Source organism: Bradyrhizobium sp. WSM471 (assembly GCF_000244915.1).
Classification (GTDB): domain Bacteria; phylum Pseudomonadota; class Alphaproteobacteria; order Rhizobiales; family Xanthobacteraceae; genus Bradyrhizobium.
The window spans coordinates 1,738,179-1,749,882 of record NZ_CM001442.1 but is presented as its reverse complement, the minus strand read 5'-3'; the positions used below and the strand labels follow the sequence as shown (position 1 = coordinate 1,749,882).

The following is an 11,704-nucleotide window of genomic DNA, read 5'->3' as shown; positions in this document are numbered from 1 at the left end:
CTCACTCGCTTTGGCTTGGAATGGAGGGTGAGAGCGACGGGAGACGGCTTTCGTCCTTGCGCGGCACAGGCGAGGAAAATGGCGCGGCGCCTACCCCGCTATCACCGTCTACCGATCCACTTTTCCCAAAGAACTGGCTGCGCCGTTCCGCCCAGATCCTCTGGCATTCGAGCAGAGCCTCTCTCTGCTCGTAGGTGACGGAGCGGCATTGCTCGAGCTTTGCCGCCGTCGGATCGGGCTTCGCAGCGGGCGAGGCGGAAGATTGGGTCGCGCTATCGTCGCCGCGCAGGCGAATGGCGCAGGCGGCGACGACCAGGACTGTGAGGCTAACTGCCACCGCCATCGGCAGCCGTTCAAATCTGTTGTTCATCATCAGTGGAACATCTGCACGGTTGTCGGTTGATAGCCCTGACCTTGGGTCAGAAAGCGCCGCAGCTGCTCCCTGCCCTGATCCTGAGCGACGGCCCGTTGCGCGGATTCGAGCGATTGCGCACGCCCTTGCGCGGCAACGGTGGCCGTGAGGTCCGCAAGCTGCTGAGCTTGCAGCGCAAGGAGCTGGTTGCCGGCCTGACTTGCCTGCAGAGCCCCTGACGCGCTCTGGCTCGCCGTGACCAGGGCCGACATCTGGGTGCGGTTGGTATCGAGATTGCCGACGACGGTTGCCTGCACCCGCATGGCGTCCTGCAGGCCGGAAACCGCATTCTGCCAGCGTGTCTGGGCGTTGGCGACGAGGAGCCCATTGGACATGCTCGCGGATGCCGGCGCATAAGTTGTCGAGAACGCGCGATCGATCTGCTGGACATCGTAGGCAATGCGCTGCGCTTGACTAAGCAGCTGCTGCGTGCGCTGGACCGATTGCTCGAGCTGCTGCAAGGATGAGTACGGCAGGTTGGCCAGATTCTTCGCCTGATTGATCAACATCTGCGCTTGGTTTTGCAGCGAAGTGATCTGGTTGTTGATCTGCTGCAGCTCGCGCGCGGCCGTCAGCACATTTTGTACGTAGTTGTTGGGATCGAACACGATCCACTGTGCCTTTCCTTCCCGGGGCGCTTGGGTCAGGCTAATTGCGATGATACTTGCTGCCAGCAGCGGACGGAGACGTTTCATGACAAGCCACCTTCCTTGGCAAGCTGCGGAATGAGATTGCAGGCCCAGCCGAGGTCGCGCGCCTTGAGCCAGCCGGTGACGAAATCGTCTCGTCCGTGCTCCTCAAGAACCCGCTCGATGAGAGCCTGGTCGGTCTTGGACGACGCGGCCGCAAAAGCCAGCGCGATTTCGCCAAGACCAAGCTCGAACAGGCGGTTGCCCCGGCGCGACTGGCAGTAGTAGTCGCGCTTTGGCGTCGCGCGGGCGAGGATCTCGATCTGCCGGTCATTCAGTCCAAAGCGCCGGTAGACCGCCATGATTTGCGGCTCGATCGCGCGGTCATTGGGAAGCAGGATCCGGGTCGGGCAGCTCTCGATAATTGCGGGCGCAATTGCGGAGCCATCGATATCGGCCAGCGACTGGGTCGCAAATACGACGGAGGCGTTCTTCTTGCGCAGCGTCTTCAGCCATTCGCGGAGCTTGCCGGCAAAATCGGCATCGTCCAGCGCAAGCCAGCCCTCATCGATGATGAGAAGGGTCGGACGGCCGTCGAAGCGATCCTCAATCCGGTGGAACAAATAGGAGAGAACCGCCGGCGCGACACCGGTCCCGATCAACCCGTCAGTCTCAAACACCTGGACGGAGGTCTCTCCCAGCCGTTCACCTTCGGCATCCAGCAGCCGCTCAAATGGACCGCCGAGGCAATAGGGTTGCAGCGCGCGCTTCAAGGCATTGGACTGCAGAAGAACGGACAAGCCCGTCAGCGTCCGCTCCCGAACTGGCGCTGAGGCGAGCGAGGTCAAGGCCGACCAGACATGATCCTTGGTCTCGGGCGTGACCTCGATGCGCTCGCGCGCAAGAATCGATGCTATCCAATCGGCTGCCCAACCGCGCTCCGCGACATCGTCGATGCGCGCAAGCGGCTGGAGCGCCACGAATTCTGCCGAGTCTCCGCCAACCGCGCCGCCGAGATCATGCCAGTCGCCTCCCATGGCGATCGCCGCCGCGCGGATCGACCCGCCGAAGTCAAAGGCAAAGATCTGAGCGGCCGGATATCGCCGGAACTGCAGTGCCATCAGTGCGAGCAGCACCGATTTCCCGGCGCCGGTCGGTCCAACGATCAGAGTGTGTCCGACATCGCCGACATGGAGCGAGAAGCGAAAAGGGGTCGATCCTTCCGTCTTGCCGAAGAACAGTGGAGGCGCCTTGAAATGATGGTCCCTCACCTCTCCCGCCCAGACCGCCGAGAGCGGGATCATGTGGGCGAGATTCAGCGTCGACACCGGCGGCTGGCGCACGTTTGCATAGACCTGTCCCGGCAGGCTGCCGAGCCAGGCCTCAACGGCATTCACTGTCTCGGCCATTGAGGTAAAGTCCCGGCCCTGGATCACCTTTTCAACGAGGCGTAGCTTTTCGTCCGCCGCGTGCGGATCCCTGTCCCAAACCGTGACCGTTGCCGTCACAAAGGCCTCTCCAATCTGATCCGAGCCGAGCTCCTGGAGCGCGTGATCTGCATCCAAAGCCTTGTTGTGGGCATCGGTGTCCAGAAGCGTGGACGCCTCGTTCGTCATCACCTCCTTCAGGATCGCGGCAATCGACTTGCGCTTGGCAAACCATTGCCGCCTGATCCTGGTCAGGAGTTTTAGAGCATCGGTCTTGTCGAGCATGATCGCCCGCGTGGACCAACGGTACGGGAATGCGAGGCGGTTGAGATCATCGAGGATCCCGGGCGTCGTCGCGCTCGGAAACCCCACAACCGTCAGGACACGCACATGCGCGTCACCCAGCATCGGCTCAAGCCCGCCTGTCAGCGGCTGATCGGCAAGCAGCGCATCGAGATACATCGGGATTTCCGGCACCCGAACACGATGCCGCTTGGTCGACACCGTCGACTGCAGGTAGGTGAGCGTTGCCTCGTCATCGAGCCAGCCGCATTCCGGCATAAAGCCCTCAACGAGCTGCAGCACGCGGTTGGTCCGGTCGACGAAGCCACTCAGCACCTCGCGCGCATCCGCTCCCGCGCTGCGATGGCCGCCCTCGTACAGGAGACGCTCGGCCACAGCTGCACTCTCTGCAGGCGGCAGATAAAGGAAGGTGAGGTAGTAGCTCGATTCATAATGGCTGCCGGCCTCCTCGAATTGCGCTTTCCGCTCCGCATCCACCAAGGCGGATGCGACATCCGGGAATGTGTCGGGCGGATAGCGCCCTGCCGAATGCCGTTGCGCCTCGACGAAAACCGCCCAGCCCGATCCGAGACGCCGGAGCGCGTTGTTCAGCCGGCTTGCGACCGCAACAAGCTCAGCCGGCACGGAACTGTCGAGATCCGGTCCCCTGAACCGCGCCGTCCGCTGAAACGAGCCATCCTTGTTCAAAACAATTCCCTCGTCGACGAGCGCGGCCCAGGGCAGGAAGTCGGCAAGGCGCGTATTCGAGCGGCGGTATTCGGCAAGATTCATCATGGGACTATTCTCAAGCGCTGAGGTGACCGGGAACCCGAACGTGCCGGCGCACGACTTCGACGAATTCCGGATCGCGTTTTGCGGCCCAGACCGCGGCCATGTGGCCAATGAACGCCAGCAGGAGGCCGGCAAGCCACAAGCGCAGACCGAGGCCGAGTGCGGCGGCCAATGTGCCGTTGAGAATGGCAACCGATCGCGGTGCACCGCCCATCAGGATCGGCTCGGTCAGCGCACGGTGGACAGGGGCGACAAAGCCCGGGACTGGCTCATCCATCAGATCACCACCCCGCCGCCGAACGAGAAGAACGAAAGGAAGAAGCTCGAGGCGGCAAATGCGATCGACAGACCAAACACGATCTGGATCAGCCGCCGGAAGCCGCCCGAGGTGTCGCCGAATGCAAGCGAAAGACCGGTCACGATGATGATGATGACCGCGATGATCTTGGCGACGGGTCCTTCGACCGATTGCAGGATCTGGTTGAGCGGCTGCTCCCAGGGCATGTTCGAGCCGGCGGCCCAGGCCGGCACGCTGGCCAGGTACAGACAAGCGAATGCCGCAACTGATGTGAAACCTCGCCCGAGAGATGATCCTACGTTCATGATTGATCTCCGATTTTCGAAAGGGTGTAGTCGCCTGATGGTCCAAGCCCGGTGACAGAAGCGAGTTCGCTCAAATGCCGTTCGGCACCACGGCCAGAGAGCACGGCGATGACGTTGATGGTCTCGGCGATCAGCGCGCGCGGGACCGTGACGACGGCCTCCTGGATGAGCTGCTCGAGCCGGCGGAGCACACCAAGCGCGGTGCCGGCGTGGATCGTGCCGATTCCGCCGGGATGTCCAGTCCCCCAGGCTTTAAGCAGATCGAGCGCCTCGGCTCCGCGCACCTCGCCAATCGGGATACGATCAGGGCGCAGGCGAAGCGACGAGCGCACAAGTTCGGACAGTGAGACCACGCCATCCTTGGTGCGCAATGCCACGAGGTTCGGCGCCGTGCACTGAAGCTCCCGCGTATCTTCAATAAGAACGATGCGATCCGAACCTTTGGCCACCTCCGCCAGAAGCGCGTTCGTCAGCGTCGTCTTGCCGGTCGATGTGCCACCGGCGACCAGGATGTTCTTGCGCGCGGCAACCGCATCACGAAGCGCGTTCGCCTGCGCCGAGTTCATGATGCCGGCAGCGACATAGTCGTCCAGGCCGAAGACAGCGACCGCAGGTTTGCGGATCGCGAAGGCCGGCGCGGCGACGACCGGCGGCAACAAACCTTCGAAACGTTCTCCCGTTTCCGGCAGCTCAGCCGAGATTCGGGGCGAGCCGGCATGAACCTCAGCGCCCACATAGTGCGCGACCAGCCGTACAATTCGCTCGCCGTCGGCAGCTGATAGACTCTCGCCGGTATCGGTAAGGCCGCTCGACAGCCGATCGATCCACAGCCGGCCATCGGGGTTCAGCATCACCTCAACGACGGACGGATCTTCCAGAAAGCCTGCGATGGCCGAGCCCAGCGCTGTGCGGAGCATGCGCGCTCCGCGCAACTCGGCTTCCGAATGAAATGAATGGATCGCCACGACTGCCCCCCAGTTGAGTGAGGCAGCTAGCGTCTAGCCGCCTCACATGAGAACAACTAGAAAAAGCAGAACCTGCGCGACAGCAACAATGGGACCGTGTCAATCGTAGTCTGGCGTAGAAGAAGAAAGATTAGGGACGATCGCTTCTGACGCGCCGAGCATCATGACCGGGACATCAGCCCGGCGACAGGCGGGCTTCACCACTCCGCATGATCATCCGCCTCCAGGATGGCGAGCTCGGCTGGTGGAATAACGACCTCAACCGAGTTCCAGCCCCCAGCCGGTTGATGTGTGACCAAAGCGCCAGCCTTCCGTTTCCGGCGCTCGAGCCACGGGACGGTGGCGAACCAGACCAGCGCTGTCACCTGCAGCAAAACGTTCACACCGAACGCGGTCTGATAGGCCGTTAAAGGATAATGCCCCGTCTCTAGAGGCCATTGCCCCAGAATCAGTCCCGTCCCGTACTGCACGACGAAAGCCCAGCCAAATTGCAGGACATTCAGACCGCCATTGGCGCGCGCAACCAGCTCGGCCGGGAAATAATCCGCTATGATGGCGTAGGTCAGAGCAGTGGCTGATCCGCACACCGACACAACGCACCACGGCAGGAGTGATGGCCAGGGCGGATGCAGGATCAGCACAAGCTCCGCCACAATCAACATCGCCGCGACCAAGCCAAACAGAGCCTCGCTCTTCTTAGCCCGGCGGCGCACCCAGTTGGCAAGGACGCCCAAGACCAGAGCGCCGAGACTCAGAGCGACCGCCATCACGAACAACTCGTTGACGAGTCTCGTTCGATCCAGCCGCTCCACATCGGAAAGCCAGGGCGCCGCCCATAAGGATTGCAGTGCCCAAGCGGACCCGATGCAGGTCGCCGATAAGGGCGCCATTCTCCAGAACCGCGCATCCGAGTAGACGGTTTTCAGAGTGGCGGGCGTCCTGGTGCCCTGTGGCCCAGTGGTTCGTTCGGGAACCACGAGATAGATCAAAATGGCAGCAAGCGCGCTTGCGGCGGCCAGCACGCCGAATAGACCCCGCCATCCGATCCAGTCCAGCAGCACCTCGGCAGGAGCCGTTGCCGTAACGGCCCCCAATGAGCCCAGCATAATCATGTAGCCATTGATCAGCGCCATTCGTTCTCTTGGAAACCAGAGGACGATGATTTTCAGCCCGGACATCAGGGCTGCTGCACTCCCAAGTCCGACCATCGCGCGAGCAAAAAGAAGGGACAGGAATCCCGTCGATAGCCCAAAGAGCGCGGCCCCCCCTGCAGCAACAGCCAAGAGCACGCTCTGGACCCGGCGCGGCCCAAAGCGATCAAGTAACATGCCGATCGGAATCTGGGCCGCCATAACGACCAGAAAATAGATTGACGTGAGCAGCCCGATATCGGCAGCGCCAAGCCCGAGATCAGAGGCGAGGCGCCCAGCAATGAGCGTATTGATCGTCCGGAACAGGTACGAAAGGTAGTACCCGGCCGCGAAGGGAAGAAACACGCACGCGATGAGCCGCCACACAGGGATTGGCTCAACTCGTGCCACCGGCAATATTTGCGACCCAAGCTCCTTCCGCACGCTTCTGGCGGCCGGCGTAACAAAAGGAGTTGGGCAGGTTTCGAAAGTTTGGAGCGCTGCCGCCCTCCACGGCGGCAGCGCTCGGCTCGGAGTTTCCATCCGCCGCAACTGCTGACAGACCTTCCTGATGCTCTGCCGCGCGCTGTGACGCGCCGCCAAGAGCTTCACCGCCCGGTCGACTGCCCTTGCCCAGCCGATCGATCGTCTCCCGGATCAATGGCTGACCGAGCCGTACCCGCCGTTCGACCTGCTCCGCCAATACCTTGAAACGCTGCTGCCCGAGCAGGCACGCCTCTCGCTGGCCGGATGGCAGCATGGGCGGCGTCACGGTGAGGTGATAGCGCGCATGCAGGGCTACGATCTCGGCGATGATCGCGATCTCGTGCTCGAGCCTGGCCATCTGGCCACTTATCCGGTCCAGAGCCTGATGAACGCGCCCCTCGATGGGCGGTGAAGGATTCAGGAATCTTTCAAGCGCCGTCTCGACGACCATGCTCTTGCCGAGCCCCGGGCGTTCGGTCGCAACTTCAAGCCGCTGAAACATGCTCTCGGAGAGCTGAACGGTAACCTTCTTGGTTCGCGCTCCTTCGTTCGGGCTCGGCTGCGCATCGCTGTCGGCTTGATTCACAATCGAGTTAGGCTGGCCTCCAAGCTCTCCATCGACTTGCACTGCTTGTTCGCTCCCAATTAGCGGCCGCGACCTGCCCGCGCACCGCGGCACGCGCGGCGTCGATTTCGGAATCGAAACGGCTGAATCGCGCCCAGCGATGATGGACTTGACACAAGGGCCAATCCGAACGTCACTTCAACCGCACCGACTTCTGCGTCGTAGTGTGGCGTAGCCAAAGAAAGACAAGGCGGTCTCAAGAAGAGCTTGATTTGTAAGCCTGTGTCATTCGCGCGCAGCTAACGGGCTGTTGCAGCGGGCCCGGGCGCCTTGAGTGACGCGCCCATCGCTTGTTGCTTCATGGCGTGCTGCCGACCTGCAGTCTGCTTATCTGATTCAGCGCCGCACCCATTGCCAGGAACTGCCAGGGCGCATTGGGGCGCGCGTACTGATTACTCATGCTTGACAGAGGCGTGCATGTCGATGCTCACCTCTTTCAGGACGGTGGATCCGCTTGCAAGCCGCCGTCCGATCGCCTCAACAAAGCGATCGTACGTTCCGCGCCCTTGGCGCGCTCGGAGGGCGCTCGCATCTGCTGCGATTTCAACGACTTATCCCGATGATGCTGATCGAAAGGTTCCTTTCAATCACCAAAGGGGTTTTCAGCCCCGTTGCGCAAACCGTGGCATCAGCCGTTGCGCGGTCGCCTATTCAGGTTTAGTGGGTCGAACAATCTTGGCGCGCAGCTTGTCAGGATCGCCCGTAGAATGGTGTGGAATCTGCATGCCTTCCCGAACATTAAGCGAGAGTATCGTCAAGACGAGTTTAAAGAACTTGGATTGGCACAGACTTGAGCAACATCTTTCTACACTTGTATTGGATCAAGCTTGCGCGGCTCAGCTTCTCGGTCTTCTTCGCCGTAACGGCAACCTCTTTCAGAAGCGGCCGGCCCCGATCCGGAGCCGAGCTCGCGATGCGTTCCTAGCAAACGTCGAAGCGCACTTCTTAGAACATCTTGGGCAAGATTGGGCGCGCGAGGTCAATGAACTGACGGGACTTAGCCATCAGATAGAAGCGGGCTATGCAGAGATATTGAGGAGCCTTTCTGCGACCGACGCCGCCAAAATGGCTCCGGAGGTTCAGGCCGCGTCTGGGTTATCCTGGTCAGCTCATGCATTCGATGACATGATGAAGGAGTTTCACGCCGACCTGCTGCGCCGAAGACGCATAAAGTTGAGCCATTTCCGCGTACGGCGTCGGGATGGTACATCATTCAATCCGGACGGCGCGCTCGGCAATTTGGTCAACATGGCCACGATGACCCTGCTGTTGCTTGGCTACCAGCAGTCATGGTTCGACGTGGACGGGTTCCTTTTTTTGCCGGCGTTGCCGGAGCCCACGGATGTCGACAATGACCGGACCGCGGCCACTCTTGCGCTGGCGGCTTCTTGGCGTCTTTGGGAACGCTTGGAGCAACGTTGTCGATATTTTGGCCGCGGATTTCGTGTTATCGGCGAGCCCATGCCGAGATGGGTGCCGAAGGACGCCAAGCGAGCGATCGCGTATGAGCTCATTACGCCCGAAGAAGGACTCGACTACTACGCTAATGTACGTCTTACCGATCAGCTAGCGCGGACCTATCACGGGTTGCTGCAGAATACCAACTTGAAGACTTGGGCTTCAGGGATAGACGGTCCTCTTGAACTTCCGCCGAAAGGATACGTGTCGCCGGAGGAAGGCCATTCCTGTATTTCGCTCAGCGAAGTGCTTGGTTACTTTGTCCTCGACGATCAGGAGCGTCCGTGCGGGCTGAGGCTCGTCGAATGGATACGCGGATATTCTACGCTGCAAAGTCTAGCCGGCGAGCGCTACCGCACTCTCGGTTTGAAGGGACTATGCCACATCATCCCCCGCAGCGAGTTGCGCGCCCTTTTGGAGCGGGTCGGCCTGAAGAATGGCGCCGCAGACCTTTTTATCAACCAAGCATCAATGCGCAAAACCAGCCGCGATCTTTTTGACCAGCCGCTCGTGAGAATGCGAGACGGTTCCCTCATGCTCTTTGGCCCAGCGATCATATATTCTGAGCCTGGCCGCGTAACGCTTTCTGCTGTCGGAAAACAAGGCGAGCAGCTAGGGCGCAAAGGCAAGGCCTTCGAAAGGGAAATGTTGCGCTTTATCGCTGGTCAAGGATTGGCCGCGAAGGCCTTCAGGCTGAAGATCGCCGGAGAAGAGTTCGAGTACGACCTTGTCGTGCCTTGGAACGAATATCTTTTCGTCTTCGAATGCAAAAATCGAACATTGTCGGCCCATAATCCAGCGGCAGCTTACTATTTCGCCTTGGAGATGAACTCTGCCGTAAATCAGGTCACCCGTTTGGCTACTGCATTGCACGACCATGCTGACGCGGTTCGCGACGTATCTGGGATTGACGCAAAGAATATGATTATCGTTCCTTGCATTTTGAGTTCGTTGCCGTACGCAGCGGCTGACGCGCGGAATAACGTTCACATGACGGACGTGTCTCTTCTTAAGCGTTTCTTCTCCAACTCGCGTGAACCAGCGACAACCAAACGCAGAAGCTCTGCTACATCACTCTGGCTTGGGGATAAGCCCACGCCAGCCGACTTCCTTTCTTACCTGCAAGCGCCATCCCCACTACTGGCCTTAATCGCACGGACGCGCCACGCGCCGTTCTATTTCGATCTCGGCGAAGAGACCGCAGTCGCGGTGACGGACATAATGGACAAAGACACTCCTGTGATGAGCTTGGGAAGGCTCTTCTCAGCCGAATACGGATTCATCGAACGAGGCACCTCGCGTTCCGACTTAAACAAGAGGAGACTTGTGGAGCGACAAGCCGTTCGGGAGGCCGACAGAAAATGGCGGAAAGTTCAGACTCGCATCAAGTGAAACACTCGCAACCGGGGGGATCGATCCTCCCGTCGAAATCCACGTCGTAAAACGAGATGTCCCACCGCTGGTCCAAATTTCGATCCTCCGATACTCTGGCTGTCCGGCCCCCATAGATCTTCGCAGCTTTGCAGGTGGGCGGCGCCTTGACGTCAGGGATTGCCCGGCTTTGGCGAGAAAGGCTTGTACATCTGTGATGGAGATCGCGAAATTCAGCGCCTCCCCCTTGGCTCAATGGAAGCGCGACAAGGATGATCGGTTGTTTCTGCTGGAATGCCCAAGGCGACATCACGGGCTTGTCCTGCGCCGGAGCTTTTGGCGCTTCTTTGCCCTCAAGATAGAGGTCGATCAGCATTTTAAGCGCGAACATGTCGTCGCGCACCTCAACGGCCACTTTCTGCACGCAGACCAATTCCTGCGCCGGCCGCTCGCCCGGTGTGAAGCCCATAGCGACGACCTATCTCCGTTCTTGATTTATGGTGCGCTCGGAGGAACCGGACGGACTCAATTTGTCGCGTCGCGCAAAGATCATTTGGATCGTCGGAACGGCGCTGCTGCTGGTGCTGCTGCTGGTCCTCCGGTTTATCCCCTACCACGGCCAGATTTGCGAGCCAGCCGGGGAGGCCAAGGTCGCGAACTGCACCTCTTATCAGCTCCTTCCCTTCATCGTGTTCGAGGTTGCGCAATTCCTGGATAAAATGGGCGGCGCGATTACCGCCGTTGCGACCATTGCGATTGCCATCTTCACGTTCACGCTCAAGCGGGCGACAGACAAACTATGGGAGGCCGGAGAGCGCCAGCTACACCTGCTTGGGGAAACATCGGCCGCTCAGTCCCGGGACATGCAAGCCTCTATCCAGGCCGCCACCGACTCTGCGAACGCAGCAATCACGAGCAATCAGATCGCTGTGACCAATGCCGGACGGCAGTTACGGGCATACGTCACTGTGCAAGACATCAATATGGTGACCCACCGGCTTGCCGATCGCGTAGGCACCCTCCATGACAACATCGTTCCCGGCGCGGTACACACCTATCGATTTTCCGTCATTCTGAAGAACGGCGGCATGACTCCGGCGATCAACGCGCGAACCAACATAAGTCACAACACATTTAATAGCGAAATCCCAGCGGACTTTCATTTTCCTGATTCGACCACTTTCGGCAATGCTCTGATCGGTCCGCAACTGGTCTGGCACACGCCGTCGATTACAATCCAAGCGGCGGAGCTTGAAACACCCTTGGTAGGAGCGTTGCATTATCTTTGGGGATGGATCGAATATGACGATATCTTTTCCAGTACCACACGGCATCGAACGGAATTCTGCTTCAAGATAGAGTGCGAGCGCCTTCAGCCCACGAACGAGTTTTGGGTTAGCTTTGCTCCTCATTCCAAGTTCAACGCCGCCGATGAGGATTGTCTACGGCACATCGATCCTGCCGGTTAGCACCCAGAGGCTAATCATAATTAATCTTGAGAAGATTGAGCTGGTGAAGGCGAAA

Annotated in this window: 11 protein-coding genes; 2 read left to right on the top strand and 9 right to left on the bottom strand. The window is 60.0% G+C overall.

The features are described 5' to 3' along the window. Position 1: 1 nt before the first annotated feature. The 8 genes from trbK-alt to BRA471DRAFT_RS07720 all read right to left on the bottom strand — a co-directional run bounded on the left by trbK-alt (position 2) and on the right by BRA471DRAFT_RS07720 (position 7,354). Entirely contained in the window at positions 2-373 is a 372-nt protein-coding gene (trbK-alt, locus tag BRA471DRAFT_RS07755; RefSeq protein WP_007605979.1) for a putative entry exclusion protein TrbK-alt, read from the bottom strand. Further along, the gene (gene trbJ, locus BRA471DRAFT_RS07750) at positions 373-1,107 is read right to left on the bottom strand and encodes a P-type conjugative transfer protein TrbJ (protein WP_007605977.1); all 735 of its coding nucleotides are present in this window, start codon (positions 1,105-1,107) and stop codon (positions 373-375) included. Before trbJ ends, trbK-alt begins: the two co-directional genes overlap by 1 nt. Beyond that, positions 1,104-3,545: a conjugal transfer protein TrbE gene (trbE, locus tag BRA471DRAFT_RS07745; RefSeq protein ID WP_007605976.1), complete on the bottom strand. Its 2,442-nt coding sequence runs from the start codon at positions 3,543-3,545 to the stop codon at positions 1,104-1,106. The genes trbJ and trbE overlap by 4 nt, the downstream gene beginning before the upstream one ends. Positions 3,546-3,555: 10 nt before the next feature. Then, the gene (locus BRA471DRAFT_RS07740) at positions 3,556-3,819 is read right to left on the bottom strand and encodes a VirB3 family type IV secretion system protein (protein ID WP_007600323.1); all 264 of its coding nucleotides are present in this window, start codon (positions 3,817-3,819) and stop codon (positions 3,556-3,558) included. Continuing rightward, on the bottom strand, positions 3,819-4,145 hold the full coding sequence (locus BRA471DRAFT_RS07735) for a TrbC/VirB2 family protein (protein WP_007605974.1): 327 nt from the start codon (positions 4,143-4,145) through the stop codon (positions 3,819-3,821). Before BRA471DRAFT_RS07735 ends, BRA471DRAFT_RS07740 begins: the two co-directional genes overlap by 1 nt. Then, positions 4,142-5,062, bottom strand: coding sequence for a P-type conjugative transfer ATPase TrbB (gene trbB, locus BRA471DRAFT_RS07730; RefSeq protein ID WP_198287870.1), 921 nt, complete (start codon positions 5,060-5,062; stop codon positions 4,142-4,144). The genes BRA471DRAFT_RS07735 and trbB overlap by 4 nt, the downstream gene beginning before the upstream one ends. 245 nt (positions 5,063-5,307) lie before the next feature. Further along, positions 5,308-6,627, bottom strand: a complete 1,320-nt coding sequence (locus BRA471DRAFT_RS07725) for a nitrate/nitrite transporter (protein WP_007605970.1) — start codon at positions 6,625-6,627, stop codon at positions 5,308-5,310. Between the two features lie 10 nt (positions 6,628-6,637). After that, a complete protein-coding gene (locus BRA471DRAFT_RS07720; RefSeq protein WP_007605969.1) occupies positions 6,638-7,354 on the bottom strand; it encodes a hypothetical protein in 717 nt (238 codons plus the stop codon). A gap of 414 nt (positions 7,355-7,768) precedes the next feature. Here BRA471DRAFT_RS07720 and BRA471DRAFT_RS07715 point away from each other — a divergent pair, with 414 nt between their 5' ends. Then, a complete protein-coding gene (locus BRA471DRAFT_RS07715) occupies positions 7,769-10,201 on the top strand; it encodes a hypothetical protein (protein WP_007605968.1) in 2,433 nt (810 codons plus the stop codon). Here BRA471DRAFT_RS07715 and BRA471DRAFT_RS07710 read toward each other — a convergent pair. Next, the gene (locus BRA471DRAFT_RS07710) at positions 10,194-10,649 is read right to left on the bottom strand and encodes a hypothetical protein (protein WP_007605967.1); all 456 of its coding nucleotides are present in this window, start codon (positions 10,647-10,649) and stop codon (positions 10,194-10,196) included. The genes BRA471DRAFT_RS07715 and BRA471DRAFT_RS07710 overlap by 8 nt on opposite strands. Positions 10,650-10,710: 61 nt before the next feature. Between BRA471DRAFT_RS07710 and BRA471DRAFT_RS07705 the strand changes: the two genes are divergently transcribed. Next, positions 10,711-11,649 carry a hypothetical protein gene (locus BRA471DRAFT_RS07705; RefSeq protein ID WP_157234009.1) on the top strand — a complete coding sequence of 313 codons (939 nt, stop codon included), beginning with the start codon at positions 10,711-10,713 and terminating at the stop codon, positions 11,647-11,649. Positions 11,650-11,704: the final 55 nt, after the last annotated feature.